24 protein-coding genes are annotated in these 24834 nt (G+C 69.8%); 9 read left to right on the plus strand and 15 right to left on the minus strand.

Annotation, left to right across the window (positions count from 1 at the left end; translation table 11 throughout):
* Window positions 1-19: 19 nt before the first annotated feature.
* The 6 genes from ACGFIO_RS15195 to ACGFIO_RS15220 form a co-directional block, all read right to left on the minus strand.
* Complete coding sequence (locus ACGFIO_RS15195; RefSeq protein WP_392826643.1) at window positions 20-1495, minus strand: alpha/beta hydrolase; 1476 nt, start codon at window positions 1493-1495, stop codon at window positions 20-22.
* A 131-nt stretch (window positions 1496-1626) separates the two neighbouring features.
* Window positions 1627-2106: a response regulator transcription factor gene (locus ACGFIO_RS15200; protein WP_392826644.1), complete on the minus strand. Its 480-nt coding sequence runs from the start codon at window positions 2104-2106 to the stop codon at window positions 1627-1629.
* 4 nt (window positions 2107-2110) lie between these two features.
* On the minus strand, window positions 2111-2797 hold the full coding sequence (locus ACGFIO_RS15205; RefSeq protein ID WP_392826646.1) for a DedA family protein: 687 nt from the start codon (window positions 2795-2797) through the stop codon (window positions 2111-2113).
* Window positions 2797-3465 carry a DUF998 domain-containing protein gene (locus ACGFIO_RS15210; RefSeq protein ID WP_392826648.1) on the minus strand — a complete coding sequence of 223 codons (669 nt, stop codon included), beginning with the start codon at window positions 3463-3465 and terminating at the stop codon, window positions 2797-2799. The genes ACGFIO_RS15205 and ACGFIO_RS15210 overlap by 1 nt, the downstream gene beginning before the upstream one ends.
* Complete coding sequence (locus tag ACGFIO_RS15215) at window positions 3462-4649, minus strand: glycosyltransferase (protein ID WP_392826650.1); 1188 nt, start codon at window positions 4647-4649, stop codon at window positions 3462-3464. Before ACGFIO_RS15215 ends, ACGFIO_RS15210 begins: the two co-directional genes overlap by 4 nt.
* Before the next feature lie 13 nt (window positions 4650-4662).
* Window positions 4663-5262, minus strand: a complete 600-nt coding sequence (locus tag ACGFIO_RS15220; RefSeq protein WP_392826652.1) for a DedA family protein — start codon at window positions 5260-5262, stop codon at window positions 4663-4665.
* 125 nt (window positions 5263-5387) lie between these two features.
* Here ACGFIO_RS15220 and ACGFIO_RS15225 point away from each other — a divergent pair, with 125 nt between their 5' ends.
* Together ACGFIO_RS15225 and ACGFIO_RS15230 are read left to right on the plus strand one after the other, a co-directional pair.
* Window positions 5388-6554, plus strand: a complete 1167-nt coding sequence (locus ACGFIO_RS15225; RefSeq protein WP_392826654.1) for a sensor histidine kinase — start codon at window positions 5388-5390, stop codon at window positions 6552-6554.
* Window positions 6551-7222, plus strand: coding sequence for a response regulator (locus tag ACGFIO_RS15230; protein ID WP_392826655.1), 672 nt, complete (start codon window positions 6551-6553; stop codon window positions 7220-7222). Before ACGFIO_RS15225 ends, ACGFIO_RS15230 begins: the two co-directional genes overlap by 4 nt.
* Window positions 7223-7449: 227 nt before the next feature.
* Here ACGFIO_RS15230 and ACGFIO_RS15235 read toward each other — a convergent pair whose 3' ends face one another.
* Genes ACGFIO_RS15235 through ACGFIO_RS15250 form a run of 4 tightly spaced genes read right to left on the minus strand, consistent with a single transcriptional unit; the run spans window position 7450 to window position 11473 of the window.
* On the minus strand, window positions 7450-8700 hold the full coding sequence (locus ACGFIO_RS15235) for an MFS transporter (RefSeq protein WP_392826657.1): 1251 nt from the start codon (window positions 8698-8700) through the stop codon (window positions 7450-7452).
* Window positions 8701-8709: 9 nt separating this feature from the next.
* Entirely contained in the window at window positions 8710-10224 is a 1515-nt protein-coding gene (locus ACGFIO_RS15240; RefSeq protein WP_392826659.1) for a GMC family oxidoreductase, read from the minus strand.
* Entirely contained in the window at window positions 10221-11021 is an 801-nt protein-coding gene (locus ACGFIO_RS15245) for a sugar phosphate isomerase/epimerase family protein (RefSeq protein WP_392826661.1), read from the minus strand. Before ACGFIO_RS15245 ends, ACGFIO_RS15240 begins: the two co-directional genes overlap by 4 nt.
* Window positions 11018-11473, minus strand: a complete 456-nt coding sequence (locus tag ACGFIO_RS15250) for a DUF6379 domain-containing protein (RefSeq protein ID WP_392826663.1) — start codon at window positions 11471-11473, stop codon at window positions 11018-11020. The genes ACGFIO_RS15245 and ACGFIO_RS15250 overlap by 4 nt, the downstream gene beginning before the upstream one ends.
* A 101-nt stretch (window positions 11474-11574) precedes the next feature.
* Here ACGFIO_RS15250 and ACGFIO_RS15255 point away from each other — a divergent pair, with 101 nt between their 5' ends.
* Entirely contained in the window at window positions 11575-12201 is a 627-nt protein-coding gene (locus ACGFIO_RS15255) for a TetR family transcriptional regulator (protein ID WP_392826665.1), read from the plus strand.
* Window positions 12202-12247: 46 nt separating this feature from the next.
* Here the strand turns inward: ACGFIO_RS15255 and ACGFIO_RS15260 are convergent, their stop codons facing one another.
* Both ACGFIO_RS15260 and ACGFIO_RS15265 read right to left on the minus strand, forming a co-directional pair.
* Window positions 12248-12664 (minus strand): DUF4395 domain-containing protein, encoded by a 417-nt coding sequence (locus ACGFIO_RS15260; RefSeq protein WP_392826667.1) that lies wholly within the window; start codon window positions 12662-12664, stop codon window positions 12248-12250.
* Between the two features lie 80 nt (window positions 12665-12744).
* Complete coding sequence (locus ACGFIO_RS15265; protein WP_392826668.1) at window positions 12745-13833, minus strand: RNA ligase RtcB family protein; 1089 nt, start codon at window positions 13831-13833, stop codon at window positions 12745-12747.
* 203 nt (window positions 13834-14036) lie between these two features.
* On the opposite strand from ACGFIO_RS15265, the gene ACGFIO_RS15270 reads away from it, so the two are divergent.
* Window positions 14037-15209 (plus strand): cytochrome P450, encoded by a 1173-nt coding sequence (locus ACGFIO_RS15270; RefSeq protein ID WP_392826669.1) that lies wholly within the window; start codon window positions 14037-14039, stop codon window positions 15207-15209.
* 131 nt (window positions 15210-15340) lie between these two features.
* Here ACGFIO_RS15270 and ACGFIO_RS15275 read toward each other — a convergent pair whose 3' ends face one another.
* The 3 genes from ACGFIO_RS15275 to ACGFIO_RS15285 are packed head-to-tail and all read right to left on the minus strand — an operon-like array spanning window position 15341 to window position 16976.
* Window positions 15341-15943 (minus strand): TetR/AcrR family transcriptional regulator, encoded by a 603-nt coding sequence (locus ACGFIO_RS15275; protein ID WP_392826670.1) that lies wholly within the window; start codon window positions 15941-15943, stop codon window positions 15341-15343.
* A gap of 39 nt (window positions 15944-15982) precedes the next feature.
* Window positions 15983-16603 carry a response regulator transcription factor gene (locus tag ACGFIO_RS15280; RefSeq protein WP_392826671.1) on the minus strand — a complete coding sequence of 207 codons (621 nt, stop codon included), beginning with the start codon at window positions 16601-16603 and terminating at the stop codon, window positions 15983-15985.
* Window positions 16604-16658: 55 nt separating this feature from the next.
* Window positions 16659-16976: a hypothetical protein gene (locus tag ACGFIO_RS15285; RefSeq protein WP_392826672.1), complete on the minus strand. Its 318-nt coding sequence runs from the start codon at window positions 16974-16976 to the stop codon at window positions 16659-16661.
* A gap of 278 nt (window positions 16977-17254) precedes the next feature.
* Here ACGFIO_RS15285 and ACGFIO_RS15290 point away from each other — a divergent pair, with 278 nt between their 5' ends.
* The 5 genes from ACGFIO_RS15290 to ACGFIO_RS15310 all read left to right on the plus strand — a co-directional run bounded on the left by ACGFIO_RS15290 (window position 17255) and on the right by ACGFIO_RS15310 (window position 24810).
* Window positions 17255-18343: an ABC transporter substrate-binding protein gene (locus ACGFIO_RS15290; RefSeq protein ID WP_392826673.1), complete on the plus strand. Its 1089-nt coding sequence runs from the start codon at window positions 17255-17257 to the stop codon at window positions 18341-18343.
* Between the two features lie 178 nt (window positions 18344-18521).
* Window positions 18522-21266, plus strand: a complete 2745-nt coding sequence (locus ACGFIO_RS15295) for an AbfB domain-containing protein (RefSeq protein ID WP_392826675.1) — start codon at window positions 18522-18524, stop codon at window positions 21264-21266.
* Window positions 21267-21311: 45 nt separating this feature from the next.
* A complete protein-coding gene (locus ACGFIO_RS15300; protein ID WP_392826676.1) occupies window positions 21312-22832 on the plus strand; it encodes a sugar ABC transporter ATP-binding protein in 1521 nt (506 codons plus the stop codon).
* On the plus strand, window positions 22829-23797 hold the full coding sequence (locus ACGFIO_RS15305; protein ID WP_392826678.1) for an ABC transporter permease: 969 nt from the start codon (window positions 22829-22831) through the stop codon (window positions 23795-23797). The genes ACGFIO_RS15300 and ACGFIO_RS15305 overlap by 4 nt, the downstream gene beginning before the upstream one ends.
* Complete coding sequence (locus ACGFIO_RS15310; RefSeq protein ID WP_392826680.1) at window positions 23794-24810, plus strand: ABC transporter permease; 1017 nt, start codon at window positions 23794-23796, stop codon at window positions 24808-24810. The genes ACGFIO_RS15305 and ACGFIO_RS15310 overlap by 4 nt, the downstream gene beginning before the upstream one ends.
* Window positions 24811-24834: the final 24 nt, after the last annotated feature.

Consider the following 24834-nt stretch of genomic DNA (forward strand, 5'->3'; position numbering starts at 1 on the left):
CGCGGCCGGCCCTCCGCACCTACTTGTCGGGCGGAACGTCGGAGACGGGCCGACCGGCACAGGTCGCTCCCGGTCGCGGCAGCCGCCCGGTCAGGAAGTAGTCGTCCACGGTGGCGGTGACGCACGCGTTCGAGCCGTAGGCGACGTGCTCGCCGTCGGCCGGCACGGTGAGCAGCCGATGTCCGAGCCGGGCGGCCATCGCGACGCCGCCCTGGTACGGCGTCTGCGCGTCGAGTTCCTCCTGCACCACCAGCCCGGTCGGATAGCCGTCCCGGCGCACCGCGACCGGCGGCTCGACCTGCTCCACCGACCCGAAGGCGCACTCCAGCGGCGCGGCGTTGGCAGCACCCCAGCCGTACGGGTAATGCACCGAGAAGTAACGCACCTCGCGGTAGTAGACGTTCAGGTCACGCGGCCAGTCCGTCTCGCACTGCACCGCCTCCCGCACCCCGCTGCTGGTCGGCGGCGGATCCTCGAGCAGCCTGCGTGACCGGAGGTCCGTCGTCCCGGTCCGGTCGACCAGTCCCCGGATCTCTCCGGCGAGGTAGTCCCAGTCCGGCGGCTGGGCCGCCGTCGCGCCGACGGTCTGGTCGAGCCCGTCACCGTCGAACTCGCCGCCGATCGGATCCGCCTCCAGCCTGGCCCGGAGGCGTTCGACGGTGGCGTGCACGGCGTCCCGGGTCGTACCCAGGCCGTAGGTCCGGTTGCGCTGAGCCACCCAGCTCATCCACCGGTCGGTGTTGCGCCGCTGGGCGATCGGCTGCTGCTTCCAGGCCTCCCAGAACGTCCAGTCCGGATGCATCGCGGAGTCCAGCACACTGCGGTTGAGCCGGCCCGGGAAGAGCGTGCCGTAGGCGGCGGTCACCTTGGTGCCGTAGGAATGGCCCATCAGGTTGAGCCGGGATTCACCCAGCGCGGCCCGTACGACGTCCAGGTCGCGGGCGTTGTTCGCGGTGGTGAAATAGGGCCGCCGCGCCCCTCCGGCCCGCTCGCACTCCTGATCGTGGCGGCGATATTCCTCGGCGTAGGCCCGCATCCGGGCGTCGTCCATCCGGGTGTGGCCCCACTTTGGCACCGACTCCCCCTCACACAGCAGGGGCTGTGACGGACCGACGCCGCGCGGGGCGATGCCGATCACGTCGTACCGTGTGGACAGCCCCTCGTACCCCCCGTACCCGGTCGATTCGAAGGTGCTGCCGCCCGGCCCGCCCGGGATCGGGACGAAAACGCCGAGCCGCCCCGCCGGATCACTGGCCGGCCTTCGCGAGATGTCGACCGTCTCGGTCGGACCGTCGGGCCGCCGGTAGTCCAGCGGCACCAGCACCACCGCGCAGGTCACCCCCGGCACCCAGTCCGGAAAGTCCGCCGGGCACGCTCCCCAGGCCACCGGCTGGGCGTAGAACCGCGCCGGCCCGGCGCCGGCCGTCGCGGGCAGGGGCGCCCCGGTGCCCAGCAGCACCACCGCGGCCGCCGCGGTGAAAATCGTCCGTCTCATCTCCCTTAGAGCGAGCCGGCCCCGCCCGACGTTGCATGTTCGCCGATATCCACAGGGGCTGTGGACAACCAGATGCGATCATCGTGGCTGCTCATCACCTCCGACGGCGGCTGGTCCTCCAAGTAGGGGGCTCAGGCGATCCGCAGGCCGGGGCGCGCGGCGACCGGAGCCGGACGGTGGATGGCGTGGCGCGCCGCCAGCATCGCGGCCGTGGCCGCCGACGCCGAGCGCTCCGGCGACGCCGACCGCCGCAGCAGCAGGTTCTCCAGGCGGGTGGCCAGCTCGGAGCGGTGGAACGGTTTGGTCAGGTAGTCGTCGGCGCCGGCCTCCATGGCGGCCATGATGCGGTGGTCGTTGACGTCGGCGGTGACGAACATGATGGGCAGGGCGGCAGTGTCGGGCTGGGAGCGCAGGTGCCGGCAGAAGTCGATGCCGGACTCGCCGGGCATCCGGACGTCGAGCAGCAGCGCGTCGATGCCGCCGGCCGCCAGCAGCACGGACGCCGTACGCGTGTCGGTGGCCTCGACCGCCTCGTGGCCGAACCGGTGCAGGGACAGCGCCATCAGCTCACGATGGTCGGCATCGTCGTCGGCCACTATTACTACTGCCACGGCTCTACCTCCCCGATCCGGCCCGTACAGCAGGACTGTTCGGCAGCTCGCCGAAATCCGCTGAGGCGTTGTGCTCAATGAGATCCGTGGGTTCGGTGGGGCGCCTGCGCCGGGCCAGCACGCGAAGCACCTCGACGGTGCCGGTGATCAGCAGGGACAGGCCGACGCCGGCGAGGATGCCGACGATCGGGTGGTCGGCGAACGCCTTGCCGCCGAGCAGGCCGATCCCGCCGCTGTAGAGGGCCCAGATCACGCCGCCGAGCGAGGTCGCCTTGGTGAAGCGGCGCAGCGGGTAGCCGGCGGTGCCGCTGGCCAGCGTGACGGCGGTGCGCCCACCGGGGATGAATCGGGACGCGACGATCATGGCTCCGCCGCGCCGGTCGAGCTGGCGGGCGATGTGCGCGACGGCCGTGCGGAGCCGGCGGGAGCGGCGGAGCAGGCGCGGACCGAGCACACTGCGGCCGATGGCGTACGAGATGTGGTCGCCCACGATGGCCCCGACTGCGGCCGCGGCGATGACCAGCCACAGGTTCGGCGTGCCGGTGGAGGCGGCGAACACCCCGGCCGCGATCACCGCCCCCTCGGCCGGGATGGCCGGGAAGAGCACGTCGCCGGCCGCCATCCCCGCGGTGATCGGATAGATCAGCGGCGACGTCATCCAAGGCTCGATCATCGCGAGCAGGTCCACCATCACGCCACCTCGGCGATCGTCGGGGGTGCGTTCGGCACCATCGTGGTGGCGGATGGCGACAGCGCGGTTACCGGACGTTCGCCGCGAGGCGACGCGGAGACGGCCGAAAGCGGTCGAAGTTCGCGGGCGGTCAGAGCCAACAGGATCAGGATCATGATGAAAAGGACACGTTCGGTCAGGCCGGCGTAGGGGACGACGTCTTGGCCGAGCAGCACCGCCGGCCCGTGCAGCAGGCCGAAGAGCGCGGCCGCCGCGGCGGTGGTCCAGGCCGCGCGGCGCAGGCGGCGGGTGCGGGCCACGAGCAGACCCACGATCGGGGGTACGACGGCCAGCATCGCCGCCCCGTACCGGTGGATCACCGCCGCCGTGGTCAGCGGCATCCCGGGCAGGTTGGTCGGGAACACCACGATCGTCGCCAGCGCCGCCGACCACAGGCCGAGCAGCGTCGGCACGAGCCTGCGCCGGGGCCCGTGCCGGGCGGCCGTGACGGCGAGCGCGCCCGCCACCACGATCAGCCCCGCACACGCCACGCCGAGCAGGATCGTCCCGGGCACCGACACGACCGCGTCGCTGAGCATCTCGTTCACCGGGTCGAGGTGGGCGACCAGGTGCAGGCTGATCCCGGCGACCACGGCCACGGCCAGCCCGATCGCTACCAGCGGGGTCATGCCGCCTCCACGACGGGGACCGGCCGCGACCGCAGGCTGTAGAGGCGCTCGAACTCCTTCACGGTGGTCGCGACGTCGTGGCGCTCGGCGATGGCGCGGCTGCGTACCCCCATCTCCTTTGCCTTGTGGTGGTCGGCCAGCACGGTCACCAGGTGCTCGGCCAGCCGGTCGTGGTCGCCCGGCGGGAACAGGAAGCCGTTGTGCCCGTGGTGCACGAGGTGCGGGAGCGCGGACGCGTCGGCGCCCAGGACGGGCAGGCCGGACGCCATCGCCTCGAGGACGACCAGGCTCTGCAGCTCGGCCGTGCCGGCGTTGACGAAGACGTCGGCGGCGGCGTAGGCGGCGGGCAGGTCGGCGTCGTCGACGAAACCGGTGAAGACCAGGCCTTGGGCGACGCCCAGCCGCTGCGCCAGCGCCTCCAGCCGGTGCTGCTGGTCGCCCTTGCCGATCAGGACGAGCTGGGCGTCGGCGATCCTCCGGCGGACCGCGGGCAGCGCCCGGACCAGCACATCCAGGTTCTTCTCCTTGTCCAGGCGGCCGACGTACGCGATGGTCGGCCGCTGCGGCACCCGGTACTTGAGCCGGAACGCGGCGGCCGGGGTGCCGGCCCGGAACCGGGACAGATCCATGCCGCAGGAGATCGGCAGCACCGGACCGGGCACACCCTTGCGCTCGGCCAGCGCGGCCGCGTACGGCGTCGGCGCGGTCACCACGTCGGCCTTGGTGAACACCCGGGCGCAGTCCCGCCAGGCCCACGCCTCCACCCTCTCCAGCAGCGCGCCCTTGACCGGCAGGTAGTGCGACAGGTTCTCGGGCATGAAGTGGTTGGTCGCGATCACCGGGATGCCGAGCTCGTTGGCGGCGGCGATGACGGCCCGGCTGAGCAGCATGTGGCTCTGCGCGTGGACCACGTCGGGCCGGACGAACTCGAGGATCCGGCGGGCCGCGGTGACCAGGCCGACCGGCGCGCAGAACCGGAAGCCCTTGCGCCGCAGGACCGGCAGCGACCGTACCCGGTGCTCGACCACGCCGTCGACGAACACCGTGCGGCTCTCGGCCGACGTGGCCGGCGCGACGACGTGCACTTCATGCGTGGGTACGAGCGCGTGGGCGAGGCGCTGGGCGAAGTAGGAGGCGCCGTTGACGTCCGGTGCGTACGTGTCGGCGGCGATGAGAATGCGCATGACTTCTAACCCCTCAGAGAGCCGGTGTTACTCGAAATCGACGTCCGGCCCACCGCCGGACGAGAAGGTGGACCGAGGTGACGAGCAGGGCCAGGCCGGCCGTCAGGGCGATGGCCGTGCCCGGGGACTTGAGCAGTTCGGCCGCCTGCCGGCCGAAGATCACACCGAGGCCGATCAGCACGCCGGCCCGGATCAGGCTGGCCGCGCTGACCCAGGCCACGAACCGGCGGTACGGGATCCGGGCCAGCCCGGCGGCCACGTACGCGGGTATCGCGGCCAGATCGATCGCCTTGGCCCCAGCGACCACTTTGGGCAGGTTGTCCTGGACGGCCGCGGTCAGCCGGACCCGCCGCTTCTCGGTCATGCCGAGCTTGCGCAGCAGGCGCGCGATCCTCGGCCGGGTGCCGAACCGGCCGAGGACGTAGAGCACGCTGTCCGCGGCCACGTCGGCGACCACGACGATCAGCAGGATCGGCCAGAAGGCGGCCAGACCGGCGCCGACCAGCGACCCGGCCAGCACCGTCGCGGCCGGCCCCTCGGCCAGCACGAGCGGCCCCAGCAGGGTGTACGGGTGGTCGACCACCGCGTTCCAGAGCACCTGTGCCACATCCATGGCGATGACTGTGGGAGTGCGGTCGTACCCGTCGCGTCCCTCCGTGGTTCCATCCGCCCCCGTACCGCGGAGTGACGTTGGGCGGCCGAACCCCTAGGTACGGTCAGGTAGTGGTGGACATGCGGATGCGACGACCGTCGCCCACGCTGCTCTGGTGGTTCGTCACCGGCACGCTGGGCGCGGTGGTCCTGGTCGTCTCGGTGCCGATCGCGGCGTCGGCGTACGACGTGCCGCTGCTCATCTCGTTCGTGGCGGCCACCGCGCAGGGCGTGGCCATCCCGCTGGCGCTGAGCCGGCCGGTCGAGGCGACGCTGATCCAGTTCGCCGGTGTGGCCGCGTTCGCCCTGGCCATGCCCCTTCACCCGGACCTGACCTGGCCGCTGACCATCCCCGGGATGATCGCGCTGATCCTTCATGTGGGGGTGGTCGGCGCCCGGCACAGCTGGCGGGCCGGGATGATCTCGTGGTGGGCCAGCGCCCTGCTGCTGATCCTGATCGGAGTGCTCGACTCGCGCGGGATGGGCGCCCGCAACGCCGACGTCACGCTGATCATCTACACCACCGACTCGCTGCTGCTGCTGATCGCGGCCATGGTGGTGCGGCACTGGTCGGGGATCCGGCAGCAGCTGGCCGAGGCCCGCCGGGACGTCGCGGTCGAGCAGAGCCAGCGGGCGGTGGCCGAGGAGCGCACTCGGATCGCCCGGGAACTGCACGACGTGGTCGCGCACAGCATGTCGGTGATCCACATGCAGGCGACGTCGGCGTCGTACCGGCTGAAGAACGCCGATCCCGAGTCGAAGGCCGAGTTCGCCCGGATCGCGGCCAACGCCCGGTCGGCCATGCGGGAGATGCGCCAGCTGCTGTCGGTGCTACGTGACGAGAGCAGCGACGCGACCCTGGCACCGGTGCCGGGGCTGGATCGGCTGGAGGAGCTGGCCGCATCGACGCGGCTGGCCGGCGTACCCGTCGCATTGCGGGTCTCAGATCTGCCCGAGGTGCCCGAGACGGTGTCCGCGGCGGCCTACCGGATCGTGCAGGAGTCGCTGAGCAACGTGATCCGGCACGCGCCGGGCGCCTCGGCCGACGTCTCCGTGACCTTCGAGGACGGCGCGCTCGCCCTGGTGATCACCAACAGCGCGACCGACAAGAAGCCGGATTCGGCGCCGGGTGGACATGGCATCCACGGCATGCGCGAGCGGGTACGCATGCTTGGTGGATCATTGGAGACGGGCCCGCTGGCCGAGGGCGGTTACCGGGTCGCGGCCGGACTGCCGGTGGGAGGTGTCGCGTGATCCGGATCCTGGTCGTGGACGACCAGTCGATGATCCGTGTCGGCATCCGGGCGATCCTCGAGTCGCAGGACGACATGACGGTGGTCGGTGAGGCCGAGAACGGCCGGGCCGGTGTCGACAAGACCCGCAGCCTGCGCCCCGACGTGGTGCTGATGGACGTCCGGATGCCGGTGCTGGACGGCCTGGCTGCGACCGGCGCGCTGCTCGGCCCCGAACGCGTCGAGGGCCACCACCCGCGGGTGCTGATGCTGACGACGTTCGACCTGGACGACTACATCTACGAGGCGCTGCGGGTGGGCGCGTCCGGCTTCCTGCTCAAGGACAGCGAACCGGACGAACTGCTGCAGGCGGTACGCGTGGTCGCCGGCGGCGAGGCTCTCCTCTCGCCCAGCGTGACCCGCCGCCTGATCGAGAACTTCGTGGCCGCCCGCCCCCGCCCGACCACCGGGTCGACCCAGCTCAACGGCCTCACCGACCGCGAACGTGAGGTGCTCCGGCTGGTCGCGCTGGGCCGGTCGAACGCCGAGATCGCGGCCGAATTGTTCATCGCCGAGCAGACCACGAAGACCCATGTCAGCCGCATCCTGGCCAAGCTCGGCCTGCGCGACCGTGTCCAGGCGGTGGTCTTCGGCTACGAGTCCGGCCTGGTCGTCCCCGGCAGCCGCTAGTTCGATCGCCCGGTTGCCCAGTTTCACAGGTGGTAGCCCAGAGCGGCATCCAGGCCGCGCATTCCGCCCGGCCCTACCACCCCCGAAACCAGTGATAGCCCCGCGCGGCGACAACCGTCCGCGCCTCAAAACCAGTGGTAGGCCAGAGAGCGGCATCCGGGGCCCGGATGCCGCTCTGGGCTACCACTGGTTTTGAGGGCGCGATCCGCGGGTGGGTGGTCCCGGCGTCAGCGGACGTCGCGGATGAAGGCGATGCACACCGTGCCCAGGACGATGAGCGCGGCCGCCAGCGGGAACAGGATCGAGTAGCTGTGCAGGGCGCTGACCAGGGCGCCGGCGACGGCCACGCCGAGAGTCTGGGACAGGGTGGTGGTCATGTTGATGATGCCGATGTCCTTGCCGGCGTCGTCCTCGGACGGCAGGACCTTGGTGACCAGGACGTAGTCGACCGAACCGTAGCCACCGAAGCCCACCCCGGCCAGGAAGCTGTAGACCAGCATCCCGGCGAACGACGGGTGGATCAGCGGCACCAGGATGCCGGCCACCATCACGCCGGCGCAGGCGTAGATCAGTGGACGGGTGACGCCGAGCCGGTCGCTCAGCCAGCCCGCGACCGGCGTACCGATGACCGAACCGACCATGCCGGCCAGCCCCATCGCCGGCATCCGGGTCACCGCCGACCCGCCGAGGCCGGCATAGTCCTGCAGGATGTAGAGGAGGTAGGCGGTCAGCGGGAAGTAGCCGGTGAAGAACAGGAACCGGCCCAGGAACGTCCAGCCGAAGGCCGGATACCGGACCGGGTTCACCCAGAACGTGCGGAGCACGGTGATCAGCCGGAACGGCGGCCGCGGAACGTCGAGGTTGGAGCGACGGTTCACTGCGACGAAGGCGAGCACGCTCACCAGCAGTAGGGCGCCGGCCAGGGCGTACCCCAGCATGAGGGTTTGGGAGAACGCGGCGCCGAAGGACTGGCCGAGGAGGACGCCGGCCAGGTGACAGAGCCCGATCGCGGCGGAGAAGATGCCGCGGCGGGCGACCGGCACCCGCTCCGGGATGTGCACGGTGATCGGGGTGAAGACGAAGTTGGTGCTCAGCTGGAGCAGCAGCCAATAGACGGTGAGTTCGGCGATGCTGGTGGACCGGGCCAGCAGCACCGCCAGCACGAGGGTGGCGACGGCGCCGGCCAGCATCCAGGGTGCGCGGCCGCCGATCCGGGTGCGGGTCCGGTCGCTCAGCGCCCCGGCGACCGGGGCCGCGACCAGGGCGCCGATCGCACCGACGCCGACCACGAGGGCCAGCCCGCCGGCGGCGCCACCGGGGGCGATCCGCTGAACCTGCAGGGCCAGGAAGACCGATTGGAGCGCCGTCCAGAGCAGGAACAGGACGGTCGAGCTGATCACCAGGGTGACGAGCAGACGGGTGAGGCGGAGGTCGCGCAGGCTGGGGCGTTGGGTCGGCTCCAATGAGGATATGGACATCGGACGCTCCTAGATGGAGATCAGGGGGGCACGCCAGGCCGAGTCGAAGGTCGCGGCGGCGGCACGGGCTCCGCGTACCGAGATCGCGACGCTGGTCAGCGTCGGGTTGCAGCTGAGGTCGGCGGGGATGACGCCGTTGCCGGCGACGAAGAGGTTGTCGTGGCCCCAGACCCGGGATTCGCTGTCGCAGACCGAGGCACCGTCGTCGGCCGCGCCCATCCGGACCGTGCCGAGGTAGTGCAGCGACATGCCGTGCGGTTGGGTCACGGTCCGCACGCCGGTCGCGCCGAGTGCGTCGGCGGCCCGGCCGACACAATCTTCGGCGTACGCCCGGAGCTCGCGATCGCGGCCGGTGAGTTCGTAGTCGAACGCCATGGCCGGCATGCCGTAGCGGTCGGTCCGGTCGTCGTGGAACCACACCCGGTCGGAGTCCTGGGCGTCCTTGGCCAGCATGCAGCCGAACATCATCAGGCCCTCGCCCCGGTCCGCGACCTGCCCGAACTGGGTGTGCACGGGGTGATCGCCGGGGTCGTAGGGCACGGTGCCGAGCCCGTTCGACGGTGTGCCGGTGGTGTTGTTCAGGGTCCGCCCGGCGCCCAGCAGCGTGTCCGGGTCGGCTGGTTCGGCCAGGTGGTCGGGCGTGAACCGGCCCGCGACGACGAGGTGGTCGCCCAGGTAGCGGCCGAGCGCGTACGGCCGGATCCCGGATTTCCAGAGCAATTGGGGGGTACGCAGTGAGTCCGCCGCCACGACGAACACTTTCGCGGCCACGGTCGTGGTCGAGCCGTCGACCTGCGACCGCATCGTCGCCGCCTCGATCCGGCCGCGTTTGCCGATCAGCTCGGTGCAGACCGTCTCGGCGGCGATCGCGAACGTCTCCCGCCGCTCGGTGGCCAGCGCCCCGAGCACGGTGTCGGTGCCCGACCAGGTCACCGTGCCGTCGGGCGCGGTGGTCCGGGCGACCGGCATGTCCCGGACCCCGCCGAAGGCAGCCGCCAGCCGTTCCAGGCTCTCCCGCCAGTGGGCCGCGCCGGTCAGCGGCCGGGGGTCGGTGGCGAGCAGGTGCCGGCTACGCGCGAACAGCTCGCTCCACTGTGGCGCGCTGATGAAGGACGGCAGCTCGGTGGGGTGCGGGGTCGGTGTCGCGCCGGCCCAGTGCCGGCCCATGCCACCCACGTTGGTGGACATCGCGGCCGCGGCCAGGGTGCCCGGATCGTTGCGGGCGGCGGCGTCCGCGTCGACGAAGAACGTCCCGGCGGCGGCCGCGCCCGGACTGTCGCCGCCCTGGGAGCCGAGGACGGCGCGCCGGCGCTCCTCCGGGTCGGTGAGGTTGCGGGTGTGCCGGCCCGGGATGGTGGTGAGGCGCGGTCCGGCGTCGACCATGAGGATGCGGGCGCGCGGGTGCCGGCCGCTCAGCACCCGGGCGTACGCGGCGCCGTTCGGTCCGGATCCGACGATCAGCACGTCGACCTGGGCTGGGATCGGGCGCCCAGTGCCCGGTCCGACGAAGTTGGGTCCGTTCATCCCCGGCCGTACCTCTCGAGCAGCCGGAACATCGTCCCGGTGGTCTCCACCGACGGTTTGTAGTCGAGGAACCAGCCTTCGTATTCGCCGGCCACCGAGCCCTCGAAGCCGTAATCGCGCAGCATGCCCAGCAGTTCCTTGTACGGGGTGTTGGGTTCCTCGCCGTTCTCGTCGAAGAAGTGCGCCTTGGCGTGGCAGTGCACGGTGTAGGGCAGCAGCGGCTCGAACGTGGACAGTTCGTTGCTCTGGATCTGCCCCGGCGCTTCCGGTCCCTGCCAGCAGGAGAAGTCCGGTACCAGCCGGAACCACGGTGAGTCGACGGTCTCCAGCGCCTTCTGGTAGTAGCCGGGCGGGTGCGGCGCGTGCACCTCGACGCCCCAGATCACCCCGTATTTCTCCAGCGTCGGCAGCATGGCCCGGACGAAGTCGATCAGCTCGTCGACCGGGTCGGCGGTGAACGCGGGCCGCATGATCGGCGCACCCATGTACGCCGCCATGGCGATCATCTTGCGTGCGGTGGCGTGCAGTTCGTCCTGGGTCTGCGGCCGGTCGCTGCGGATGTTCTTGCCGAAGTAGCAGCTGAAGCAGAACAGCTCCATCCCCAGCGAGGTGATCAGGTCCCGGATCTCGGTCAGATCGTCCAGGCTGGGGTCGGGCCAGCCGGGGATGTGTTGCTCGGCGACCAGTTCCACGCCGTCGCAGCCGAGCGCGGCGGCCTGCCGGATCGCCTCCTGGGTGGTCATCCGCCCGGAGTGGATGTCGGCGCCGAAGCTGTAGAGGCTCAGTCCCAGTTTCATGCTCGCGTCAGCTCCAATGCGCCGGTCAGCCGGTAGGGCAGGGTGTCGTTGGGGAAGCCGTAGCTGAAGGTGGTGCGCATGTCGAGGTCGACGCCGACCTCGTTGACCGGGGTCAGCACGCCGGCCAGCGCGGGGTCGGTCAGGTGGACCTCGGCCACCTCGCCCATTCCCCACCAGGTCTCGTGCAGGTTCTTGGCGTACGCGGCCGGGATCAGCTGCCCGCGCAGCGCGAGGAAGGTGTGTTCCTCGGGCACCACGTGACCGTTGAAGGTGATCCGCAGAACGGACACGGTCGACAGGAACGTGCCGGTGTACCAGGGGTTTCGCAGCAACATCAGCCATCCGCGGGCGGTGGGTTCGATCGCCGGTGCGGGTAGCAGGTCGCGCTGACCGACCCGGGAGAAGACCCGGATCCCCTGCTGGGCCCGATCGGCCTGATTCCGGTTGGGCATCGGTGGACCTCCAGTTTTTACCAACCAGTCGGTCAAATATGGCGCTCAAGTTAACACGCAGGGGGCAGCCAACGGAATATACCGGGTGGTACATTTTTCCTGTGCCGAACACTGAGCTGGGCGCGAAGGGAAAACGGACCCGGGAGCGACTCGTCGTCTCCGGGTTCTCGCTGTTCATCAAGAAGGGCGTCGCCCACGTGGCCCTGGAGGACGTCCTGCAGTACAGCGACGTCAAGAAGGGGGCCTTCTACTACTACTTCACGTCCAAGGACGAGTTCCTGCAGACCTGCTTCGAGGAGTGCTACCTGCGGCCGGTGGCCGAGGCGGTGGACGAGTTCACCGCCCGGGGCGCCGAGTCACTCGACGACATCCTGTACTTCTTCACCCACCTGACGGTGCGGGTGAAGGCCCGGATGGACGCGCGGCTGGGCGAGCACGCGGTCGACCTGGAGGACGTCTTCTCGAACATCGCGTACATGTCCCGGCAGAACAACTTCATGGCCGAGCACTTCGTCGAGTTCCACGACAAGCAGCGCGAGTTCGTCCAGCGGTGCCTGGTCCGGATGAAGGACCGGGGGCTGGTCTCCGCCGGCGCGGACTGCGCGGAGATCGCCCGGATGATGTGCGCCTGCCGCGAGGGGGCGCTGAGCATCGCGGCCAAGGACAAGACGATGGACTTCACCGCGGTGATGACCACCTACATGGACTACTTCGCCCGCCTGCTCTGACCGGCGGGCCCCGGGCACTCAAAGGCGGCCGGCGACGGCCCGGCGATCACACGCCGCGTGCGGCCACGATCCGGTTGACCGCCAGGTAGATGTGGCAGCCGAGGCAGAACCCGAAGGCGGCGTTCAGGAAGGTCGCCATCAAGGCGAAGGCAGCGAAGATCAGGCCCAGGACGGGGACGCCGGTCAGGTAGCCGATCGCCGCGACCACGGTGAAGGCGAGGCCCAACGTCTGCGCGAACCGGGGCGGGGCGGCCGGCTCCATCTCGGCCGGCGGACCGAGCCGAGGGCGGACCAGAAGGCGGTAGACGACCGAGTAGGGGCCGTAGGACGGAGCCACCGCGGTCAGCGCGAAGACCGCGGCCTGCGCCAACGCGATCCAGCCGGACCCGGTGAGCAGCACAACCACCAGCATGATGCTGCTCATCGCCGCGCCGAACCGCACACTGCGGGGATCAAGTTCCACGTGGCCATTCTGGAGTCCGCCGACCGCTGTTTCCGCATGATGATCATCACCAGCGCGAACGTGAACTTCTTCGGTAGCCGCTACGTCGATCCCAGGTCTCGCCGGCGCCCCTTGTCGGCCGTCTTGTAGGTGACCAGCGGCACCGTGCTCAGGACGGGCGTGGCCAGGTCGAAGGCGACCAGGTCGTCGATCACCCGCTCGATCTTCTTGTACGCGGTCGGCGCCTCCTCGAACAGCAGCTGCCGGTCGCCGCACACCACCAGCGACCCGACCGGCGTGCGGCGCAGCTCGGCGACCGTGTGCTTGGCCTTGCCCCGCCGCAGCGCGTCGGCCCGGGACATCTTGCGGCCGGCGCCGTGCGCGACCGACCAGTTCGCCTCCGGCCCGGCGTGGGCCGCGACCAGGAACGAGCGCGTGCCACGGGTGCCGGCGACGAGCACGTCCCGCCCGTCGCCACGCGCCGCGCCCTTGCGGTGCAGATATTCGCCGTTGCCGAGGACCTCGACCAGGTTGTGGCACTCGTCGACGATGGCCGCGCCGACGTCGGCACCGATCGCCGCGCCGACCCGGGCGGCCATCAGCCGCCGGTTCAGCGAGCCCCAGCCGACCGCGTCGTCGTGCGCGGCCAGGTAGGCGGCCGCGTCCTCGGCCGGACCGGCGCCGTGGGTCTCGGTGTGCGCCCGCAGGATGCTCTCGCCCAGCCCGCGCGAGCCACTGTGCACAATCAGGACCAGATCGCCCCGGGCCAGACCGGCCCGAGTGGCTTGCCCGTCGTCGAGGACGGCGTCGACCCGGGCCAGCTCGACGAAATGGTTGCCGCGGCCGACCGTACCCAGGCTGTCGGTGTGCCCGGCCGGGATCTCCTCGTCCACCTCGGCCGGGTCGACGGCCCGGTCGAGGTCGGGGAACCGGGCCGCGAGCCGCTCGGGGACGGCCTTCTTGAGGGCGACCGGAAAAACGGCGATGCCGCAGCCGATGTCCGAGCCGACCAGGAACGGGTAGAGCACACGGGACCGCATGGCGGCGCCGATCGGGGCGCCCTTGCCCGGGTGCAGATCGGGCATCCCGGCGACGTGAAGCATGCCGTCGAGGGCCGCCACCTGGTGACACTGAGCGACGGCGTCGGACTCGATCCAGCTCGATCCGGACGCCAGGACATGCACTGACAAGACGACGTTCTCCCAGGGAGAGGGTGGGCGTGGACACGGTGGCGAGGTCAGAACGTCATGCCGATCACCATGCCGTACGCGATCACCGCCCGCAATCGAATTTGGTTATCCACAGGCCCCCACAGCACGGCAGCGCCGCCGCTCCACTCTGGAACGAGTAGCTTGAAAACAGCCGTTTACTTTCTTCTCCCGGAGGGCACGCCGTGACGCAGGAGAACCTCGCCGATCCGTTGTTCCTGGCCAACCCCCATCCGACCTACGCCAGGTGGCGCACCGAGGGGCCGGTGCGCCGGGTCGCCCTGCCGCGCGGCATCGACGCGTGGGTGGTCACCGGCTACGAGGAGGCGCGTCAGGCGCTGACCGATCCGCGGCTGGCCAAGGCGCCGCGCGGGCCGCAGTCGTATTCGGTGAACACCGCGATCAGCAAGCACATGCTGGCGGCCGACCCGCCCGACCACACCCGGCTGCGCAAGCTGGTGGCGGCCACCTTCACCACCCGGCGGATCGAGGGGCTGCGGCCGCGGATCGAGGAAATCACCAACGGGCTGCTCGACGAGATGAGCTCGCACGACCACGTCGACCTGATCGACGCGTTCGCGTTCCCGCTGCCCATCCAGGTCATCTGCGAACTGCTCGGCATCCCGGTGGACGACCGCGACAAGTTCCGGTCCTGGTCCGGTGACATCGTGGCCGGTTCCGAGGTAACCGGGGCCGAGCGGATGAAGGCGGCGCTCGGCGCGCTCGTGGCCTACATTCGCGCACTGCTCGACGAGCGTCGCGACCGGCTCGGCGACGACCTGCTCTCCGGCCTGATCGCGGTGCGTGACAGCGAGGACCGGCTCACCGAGACCGAACTGATCTCGATGGTCTTCCTGCTGCTGATCGCCGGCCACGAGACCACCGTCAACCTGATCGGCAATGGCACCTACCTGCTGCTCAGCGACCGCGACCGGTGGGAACGGGTGCGCGCCGACCGGTCCCTGCTGCCGAACGCGATCGAGGAGTTCCTGCGCTACGAGGGACCGGTCGAGATGTCCACCGCCCGCGTGGCCACCGAGAGCTTCTCGTTCGGCGGGCAGCGGATCAGCGCCGGCGACGTGGTCATGGTGTCGCTGCTCGGTGCCGACCGCGACGCCGAGCGCTTCGAGGACCCGGACGAGCTGCGTTTCGACCGCCGGCACAACGCGCATCTGGCCTTCGGGCACGGCATCCACTACTGCCTGGGTGCGCCGCTGGCCCGGCTGGAGGCGATGGTTGCCTTCGACAAGCTGCTGAACCGTTTCCCCAAGCTCCGCCTGGCCGTCCCGGCCACCGACCTGACGTGGCGCCCGGGCGTGCTCATCCGCGGCCTGAGCAGCCTGCCGGTGCAACTCTGACTGCCACCCGACCGTCCCCGTCGCGCGTCAGAGCAGCCGGCCGGTGCAACTCTGACCGCCACCCGGACCGTCCCGTCCCGGGTCAGAGCAGCCTGCTGGTGCAACTCTGACTGCCGCCCCGGCCGCCCGGGTCAGGACTCGGGGGTGAAGGAGCGGACGTACGCGAGGGCGGCCTTCATCGACGCGCGCATGGGTTCGGCGGTCTGCAGGGTCTGGCTCAGCAGGCTGCCGCCCTGCAGCGCGGCGAGCATGGCCATCGAGACCTCGTCCAGGTCGGTCTCGGGTCGCAGTTCGCCGCGGTCGCGCATGGCCTGGAGACTGTCGTACAGCAGGCCCTGCCAGCGCTGGAAGGCGTTGCACAGATCCTCGCGGGTCTGTTCGTCGGTCGGGCTCAGCTCCCCGGCCAGCGAGGTCAGGATGCAGTCGCCCCGACCCTGATTGAGTTGCTGGTTCTCGACGGCGGCGTCAGCCCAGGCCTGCAGCGCGTCAAGGCTGTCCAGCGCGCCCATGATCGGCTGGCCGGGCACCAGCGGCGCCTCGGCCTGGCGGGTGATGACCGCCCGGATCAGGGCCTGCTTGCTGTCGAAGTAGTGGTAGAGCTGTGACCCGCTGATGCCGGCCGCCTTGCGCACATCCTCGGTGCTGGTGCCGGCCGCACCGCGCTGGGCGATGAGCTCGACGGCCGCCTCGAGGATGCGTTCCCTGGTCGCCTGGCCTTTGCGGGTCAACGTCACTGTCGAATTTTATCGACTGGATCGGTCAGCCCCAAAGATCTAGATCACGCCGGCGCGCAGGGCGTAGGCCACGGCGTGCGAGCGGTTCCGCAGGTTGAGGCGGTGGGTCACGCCGTAGATGACGTTCTTGACCGTGCGCTCGGAGTAGCAGAGGCGCCCGGCGATCTCGTTGGTGTCCAGGCCGTCGGCCATCAGGCGGAGCACGTCGACCTCACGCGGCGACAGGCCACCGGCACCACCGGTCGGGTTGAGCACCTCGCGCTGCAGCCGCTCGACGTGCTTGATCAGCTCGCCGACCAGGGCCGGGGGCAGCACCCCGCCGCCGGTGGCGGCGGCCTGGACGGCCCGGACCAGACGCTCGCCGGAGACCACGGCGCGCGGCAGGACGGCCACCACCCGGCACTCGACGGCGGTGAGCAGGTCGGCCTCGGAGACCTCCTCGACGATCAGCACGACCGGCGCCGAGCTCTCCGCGGCCGACCGGCGCAGCGCGGTCAGCGAGTCGGGGCGCAGCCGGTCGGTCGCCACGACCCGGACGGTGGCCTCGGTCCAGCGGTCCGCCGGCAGCACGTTCAGCTCGGTGAAGTCCTGGAGGTGGGTGAGCAGACCGGCGCGGGTGAGCGGGTCGGACGACTGGACGGCGAGGGCGATCTTCTCCATGCCGAAGAGTTAAAAGCTTGACCCTTCACGAACTCTCCAGACTCGCTCCAGAACGCTAGAGGCGGCGGGCCTGCCGGAGCGCGGAGATGTATTTGGGCAGCTCATTGGCGGCCTGCTCGAGCCGGCCGGGCACGGTCTGGTCCTGGAAGACGGCGTCCGCGACGATCTGGGCGGTCGGTCCGGGCAGACCGTCCAGGGTGGGCGAGTCGAGTTCGCGCCACAACCGGATCACCCGCAGTCGTTCGCTGACCGCGGCAAGTGTGCACTCGAGTGCGTCCACCAGGCGGTCGGCCTCGTTCGCGTCGATCGTCAGCCGGCCGTCACCGGCGAGATCGAGGAAGACGTCGCCGGCGAAGGGCTGTTCCTCGGACATGCCACAAGTTCAACAGTGTCGGGCTTTCGGCGCGACCCCGTGATGCTGGGAGTGCCCGCCCGAGCAGGCACGTCTGCCCAAAAGGCGCGAGTACGGGTTTCGATGGTGCCGCACCCCCGCAAGTGCCCCCTGACCTGCGGGAGAGCGCTCCATCACGGACCCGTAAACCTTTCCGCGTGCGACCTTGACAACAAAAGTTCGATGGTGGGTGAATGTGTTTCCGGGTGATTACCCCCTGATGTCACTCGCCCGAAGCCCCTTCTAAGGAGCCCATGTTGATGAGCGCTCGTCACGGCCGGTTGCGGCCCGCGATAGTCACTCTCGGCGTTGCCCTGCTGGCGATCAGTGCGTGTGCTAAGTCGGAGGACAGCAACTCCGGCGGCACACCGTCCACCGGATCGTCCGCCGGCGCGCAGGTGATCGAGTCGGCCGCCCCCGGCGTCGCCACCTGCACACTGCAGCAGTACGGCGGCACCAAGGTGGACCTGAAGACCGCCAAGGTCGGCTTCTCGCAGTCGGAGAAGGAGGCCAACCCGTTCCGGATCGCCGAGACCAAGTCCATCCAGGACGAGGCGGCCAAGATCGGCATCCCGAAGACCAATCTCACCAGCGCGAACGCCAACTCGCAGTTCAACAAGCAGATCAGCGACGTCGAGCAGATGATCGACTCGGGCGTGCAGCTGCTGGTCATCGCGCCGCTCAACTCCGACGGCTGGGACTCGGTCTTCGCCAAGGCCTCGGCCAAGAAGATCCCGATCATCACCATCGACCGCAAGATCAATGCCAAGTCCTGCACCGACTACCTGACCTTCATCGGGTCGGACTTCGAGAAGCAGGGTCAGCGGGCGGCCGACGAGATGGCCAAGGCGATGGGCAACAAGGGCGAGGTCGCGATCCTGCTGGGCGCGCCCGGCAACAACGTGACGACACTGCGGACCAAGGGCTTCAAGGACCAGATCGCCAAGGTCGCGCCGGACATCAAGATCACGTTCGAGCAGACCGGTAACTTCTCCCGCGAGGAGGGCCAGAAGGTCTCCGAGCAGCTGCTGCAGTCCAACGGCAACATCAACGGCATCTACGCCGAGAACGACGAGATGGCCCTGGGCTCGATCGTCGCACTGCGCGGCGCCGGCAAGAAGGCCGGCGACGTGAAGATCGTGTCGATCGACGGCACCAAGGGCGCCGTGCAGGCCGTGGCCGATGGCTGGGCCTCGGCGGTCATCGAGTCCAACCCGCGTTTCGGCCCGCTGGCCTTCGAGACCGCGACGAAGTTCTTCAACGGCGAGCCGATCCCGTCGGACATCATCATCTCCGACCGGCAGTACGACGAGAGCAACGCCAAGACCGACCTCGGCAGCGCCTACTGATCACACACACCCATAGGTGGTAGCCCAGCGCGGTGTCAGACCCCCGAACAGCGCGCTGGGCTACCACTGTGGGGAATGCACGGGCCTGGACATATAGATATTGGTCTATTGCCAGCGGATGGGTCGGCGGGACACGATGGTTTCCCCCAACAGCGCACTTTCTCGAAGGAGAGAGAACGTGACTGAACATCCCCGCTCGCGAAGATGGCTCACCGCACTGGCTTCGGCACTGATCGCCACGACTGGCACCGTGGTGGCGACCGCGGCGCCGGCCGCCGCCTTCGTACCCAAGACTCCCCCGCTGACCACGCCCTGGACCGGGCAGGTCTCCACCACCAACCCGCTGCCGGAATACCCCCGCCCGCAGCTCACCCGCCCGGACTGGCAGAGCCTCAACGGCATCTGGCAGTTCGCCGGCGCGGGCAACACCAACACGCCGCCGGTGGGCCAGACCCTGGCCGAGGAGGCGCTCGTTCCGTACCCGATCGAGAGCGCTCTCTCCGGGATCATGCGGCACGAGAACTTCATGTACTACCGGCGCACGTTCACCGTCCCGGCCGGGTGGGCCGGCCGTAACGTGCAGCTCAACTTCGGCGCCGTGGACTGGCAGTCGAAGGTTTGGATCAACGGCGCCCTGATGGGTACGCACGAGGGCGGCTACGACAAGTTCTCGTACGACATCACCGGCGCCCTGCGCTCCGGCGCCAACGAGGTCATCGTCGGCGTCTGGGACCCGGTCGAGGCTCAGGACATCCCGGTCGGCAAGCAGCGCATCAACCGCGGCGGCATCATGTACACGCCGTCCTCCGGCATCTGGCAGACGGTCTGGCTGGAGCCGACCACGGCCCAGCGGATCACCCGGCTGGACACCACGCCCAACGTCGCCGCCGGCGGCCTCGACCTGATCGTGCAGGGTACGCAGGCCGGCGCGGCCGTAACGGCCCAGGTCCTCAACGGCTCCACGGTGGTCGGCACGGCCAGCGGCACCGTCGGCGGCAGCTTCCGGATTCCCGTACCCAACGCCCGATTGTGGTCCCCCGACGATCCGTTCCTCTACACCCTCAAAGTGACCATGGCCGGCGGTGACGCCGTCGGCGGCTACTTCGGGATGCGCTCGGTCGGCAAGGCAATGCTCGGCGGCACGCTGCGGCCCACCCTGAACGGCAAGTTCGTCTTCCAGCTGGGCACCCTCGACCAGGGCTTCTGGCCGGACGGCATCTACACCGCGCCGACCGATACGGCGCTGGCCTTCGACCTCGAGCAGCAGAAGGCGCTCGGCTTCAACATGGTCCGCAAGCACATCAAGGTGGAGAGCGACAGGTGGTTCTACCACGCCGACCGGCTCGGCCTGATGGTCTGGCAGGACATGCCCGCGCTGGCCAGCGGCCGGGAACCGTCCACGGTGGGGCGGCAGCGGTTCGAGAAGGAACTGCGCGAGATGGTCGACGAGCACAAGGGCATCACCTCGATCGTGCAGTGGGTGCCGTTCAACGAGGGCTGGGGCGAGTACGACGCCGGCCGGATTGCCGATCTGGTCAAGAGCTGGGACCCGACCCGCCTGGTCAACCACAACTCGGGCTCCAACTGCTGCGACTCCGACCCGGACCCGGGCAACGGCGACGTGATCGACGACCATCAGTACGTCGGCCCGGGCATCAGCCGCTCACCGACCGCCACCCGGATCTCGGTCAACGGCGAGTACGGCGGCCTCGGCCTGCGTACCAACGGTCACGAGTGGCCGACCTCGGGCAAGTTCGCCTACGAGTGGCTGCCCGACAGCAACGCCCTGACCAACCGCTACATCCAGATCACCGGCCGGCTGATCGACCTGATCAACGGCAACGGGCTGTCCGGATCGGTCTACACCGAGCCGACCGACGTGGAGGAGGAGCTCAACGGCTTCTTCACGTACGACCGGCAGATCCGCAAGATGGACTTCGCCCGGGTCCGGGACGTGCACCTGCGGGTGCTGGGCGCGGCCAACGGGACCACGCTGTCGCTGAACAAGCCGGTCTCGCTGCGGGTGACCACGGCCGGGTACACCGACCGTTATCTGCGGCATCGGGACGGCGCCGCGCGTACCGACGTGATCAACGCCGCCAGCTCGACCGGCGACAAGCAGGACGCCACGTTCCTCGTACGGGCCGGCCTGTCCAACAGCGCCTGCTACTCGTTCGAGTCGCGCAACTTCCCCGGCCGCTACCTGCGGCACCGTGCGAACCGGGTGTACAGCGAGGCCAGCGACGGCGGCACGTTCAACGCCGACGCCACGTTCTGTGCCCGGCCCGGGCTCTCCGGGGGCGGCACGTCGCTGGAGTCGGCCAACCTGCCCGGTCAGTACCTGCGGCACCGCTCGGAGGAGGTGTGGGTCGAGGCGGGCACCGGCGGCTCGTACAACGACGACGCCACCTGGGCCGCCAACACCGGCTGGTGGCGCTCGGGCGCGGATCTCGCGGTCGGGCAGCGGCGCTCGTTCCGGGTCACCACGGCCGGGTTCGACACCCGCTACCTCAGGCACCGCGACGGGCTCGCCCGCACCGACGTGATCACCACGTCGAGCTCGTCGACCGACCGGCTGGACGCCACCTTCATCGTCAAGCCGGGCCTGGCCGAGGGCAGCTGCTATTCGTTCGAGTCGGCGAACTTCCCAGGCCAGTACCTGCGGCACGCGAACTACCGGCTGCAGAAGGCGACGAGCGACGGGACGACGGTGTTCCAGCAGGACGCCACCTTCTGCGCCCAGCCACCGCTCAACGGCGGCGCGGGGAACGTCTCGCTGGAGTCGATCAACTACCCCGGCTACTACTGGCGGCATTACGGCGAGGCGGTCTACATCGCCGGCAGCGGCGGCGGAAACGCGTGGGACAACCCGTCCTCATATGCCGCCGACACCACGTGGAACAACGCGGCTCCACTGGGTTGATGTCAAACCTTGACGGAATATGTTGAGAAGTGAGTGAATGCGTTCATGCCGTTGTTAGAGGTTGCCGGCGTCACCAAGACATTTCCAGGCGTACGCGCCCTGGACAATGTCTCGTTCACGCTGAACGAAGGCGAAGTACACGCTCTGGTCGGCGAGAACGGCGCCGGTAAGTCCACCTTGATCAAGGTGCTCACCGGCGTCTACCAGCCCGACGACGGCGAGGTGCGCTTCCGCGACCAGAGGGTGTCCTTCGGCACGCCGATGGACGCGCAAAAGGCCGGGATCTCCACGATCTATCAGGAGGTCAACCTCATCCCGCTGATGAGCGTGGCCCACAACCTCTTCCTCGGCCGCGAGCCGCGCACCAGATTCGGCACGCTGGACGAGCGACGGATGAATCGCGAGGCGGCGGACATCCTGCGGCGCTACGGCGTCACCACGGATGTCCGCCGGCAGCTCGGCACCCTGGCCCTCGGCGCGCAGCAGATGGTCGCGCTGGCCCGGGCGGTGATGATCGACGCCCGCGTGGTGATCATGGACGAACCGACCTCGTCGCTGGAGCCGCGCGAGGTCGAGACGCTGTTCGGCGTCATCCGTGACCTGCACGCCCAGGGCATCGGCATCGTCTACGTCAGCCACCGGCTGGACGAGCTCTACCAGATCTGCGACGCGGTCACGATCCTGCGCGACGGCCAGCTGGTGCACACCGGGCAGCTCAAGGACCTGGAACGCATCCGGCTGGTGTCGCTGATGCTCGGCCGGGACATGTCCGAGGTGCGGCGGGAGGGCGCAACCGCGTTCTCCGGCGAGCACACCGGCTCGGAGCAGGCCCCGCCCGTACTCAAGGCGACCGGGCTCAACAGCCGGCACAAACTGCACGACATCAGCTTCGAGGTGCGGCCGGGCGAAGTGGTCGGGCTGGGCGGGCTGCTCGGCGCCGGGCGCAGCGAGACGATCAAGGCCATCGGCGGCGCCTACCCCCTGGACGCGGGCGAGGTCGAGGTCGACGGCCGGCCTCTGGGCCTGCTGACCACGGTGCGAGCGCTCGACGCGGGCATCGCCATCCAGCCCGAAGACCGCAAGGCCGAGGGCATCATCGCCGGCCTGTCCGTACGCGAGAACATCGCGCTGGCCATCCTGCCGCGGTTGTCCCGGCTGGGCGTCGTGTCCGAGGCCAAGATCGACAAGGTCGTCGAGATCTACATGCGACGGTTGCGGATCAAGGCGTCCAGCCCCGATCAGCGGGTCGGTGACCTGTCCGGCGGCAACCAGCAGAAAGTCCTGCTGGCCCGGCTGCTCGCCACCCAGCCCAAAGTGCTGCTGCTGGACGAGCCGACCCGCGGCATCGACGTCGGCGCCAAGGCCGAGGTGCAGAGCCTGATCGACGAACTGGCCGCCGAGGGCCTGGGCGTCGTGCTGGTCTCCTCGGACGCCGAGGAACTGATCGAGGGCGCCGACCGGGTGGTGGTGCTGCGCGACGGCGTGGTCGTCGGCACGCTCACCGGCGACCAGGTCACCACCGAGGACCTGCTGGACACCATCGCCGCCGCCGGAGGCCAGGCATGACGACACTCGCCAAAACACCCGCGCGGGGCGTGGATCTGGCCAAGATCAAAAGCTGGTTGCCCACGTACGGTGTGTACGTCGCGATCGCGCTGCTGATCCTGTTCAACATCGTCTTCACTCCGAACTTCCTGACCTGGAGCAACCTGCGCATCCAGCTGATCCAGGTGGCGCCGATCGTGATCGTCGCGCTGGGCATGGCGCTGGTCATCGGCACCGAAGGCATCGACCTCTCGGTCGGCTCGGTGATGGCCCTCGCCGCCGCGCTGATCCCGCTCTACCTCGGGTACGGCGTGGCCGGCGCGATCCTGATCTCACTGGTCGCGGGCCTGGCCGTCGGGCTGGTCAACGGCACCCTGGTGGCCCGGGTCGGCCTGCAACCGATCGTCGCCACGCTGGCCCTGTTCGTCGGCGGCCGCGGTCTCGCCCTGGTCATCTCCGGCGGCCAGCTCAAGGACATCCGCAACGCCGACTTCATCTTCCTCGGCTCCGGCGACCTGTTCGGCCTGCCCGTACTGGTGTGGATCGCCGCCGTCCTGGTGCTGATCGTCGCGTTCCTGGTCCGCCGCACCGTCTTCGGCCGCCGTCTGCTGGCCATCGGCGGCAACCGCAAGTCGGCCGAGCTGGCCGGCCTCCCGGTCCAGCGAGTCCTGATCACGGTGTACGTGATCTGCTCGGTCCTGGCCTCGATCGCCGGTGTCCTCGCCGTCGCCCGCATCCAGTCCAGTGACGCCTCGGCCGTCGGCCTGCTGATCGAACTCTCGGCGATCACCGCCGTGGTGGTCGGCGGCACCCCGCTGACCGGGGGCAAGGTGCGGGTGCTGGGCACGGTGGCCGGCGCCCTGCTCATGCAACTGGTCGTGGCAACCATGATCAAACACAACCTGCAGCCGTCGACCACCGAGATGGTGCAGGCCGTCATCATCCTGATCGCCGTATACGTCGCCCGCGAGAGGAAGACCCGGTGACTCAGTTGGCAACCGAACCCGAAGTCCCCGCGGTGGTCGCGGCCGACGTACGCCGGGCCGAACGCACCGACCGGATCGTCGGCCTGATCCAGCGCCAGGGCGCCCTCGCCGTCCTCGTCGTGGTGGTGATCATCGCGTCGATCACCTGGGAGAACTTCCGCACGTTCGACAACACCGGCACGATCCTGGTCGCCGCGGCGCCGCCGATGCTGATCGCGCTGGGCATGACCTTCGTCATCATCACCGGCGGGATCGACCTGTCGGTGGGCTCGCTCTACGTGCTCGGCGGGGTGACCGCCGCCTGGGCGTCCCAGTACGGGCTGCTCGCGGCGTTCCTGCTGCCGCTGCTCGTGTGCGGGGCCGTCGGCGTGGTCAACGGGCTGCTCATCTCGTACACCAGGATGGCGCCGTTCATCGTGACCCTGGCCGCTCTGCTCGGGGCGCGGGGTCTGATGCGCGCGATCAGCACCGAGGGCTCACAGACCTACCTGGTCAAGAGCGACGCGTTCCGGTCCTTCGGCACCGGGTCGTTCCTCGGCATCGGCTGGCCGGTGTGGCTGGCCGTGGCGCTGGTCGCGATCGGGATCGTGGTGCTCAGCCGCACCCGGTTCGGGCACGCGGTCTACGCGATCGGCGGCAGCGAGGACGCGGCCGGGCTGATGGGCATCGCGGTCCGGCGGACCAAAATCTGGGTCTATGTCCTCAGCGGGCTGCTGGCCGGCCTGGCCGGGGCGATCAACGCGGCCAAGCTCGGCTCCGGCGTGACAGTGCTGGGCACCGGCATGGAACTGGACGCGATCGCCGCCGTGGTGATCGGCGGAACGCTGCTGACCGGCGGCGCCGGCACGATCGCCGGCACGGTGGCCGGCGTGCTGCTGCTGGGCGTCATCCAGAACATGATCAACCAGGTCGGCAACGTGCAGTCCAGCTACCAGCAGGTGATCAGCGGCGCCTTCCTGGCGGTCGTCGTGGTCGCGCAGACCTACCTGGCCAAACTACGCCGCGTGACGTGAACGGCGGGCCCGCCGAGGGCTGCG

The sequence above is a fragment of the Actinoplanes sp. NPDC049265 genome, from assembly GCF_043197135.1.
Taxonomy (GTDB): domain Bacteria; phylum Actinomycetota; class Actinomycetes; order Mycobacteriales; family Micromonosporaceae; genus Actinoplanes.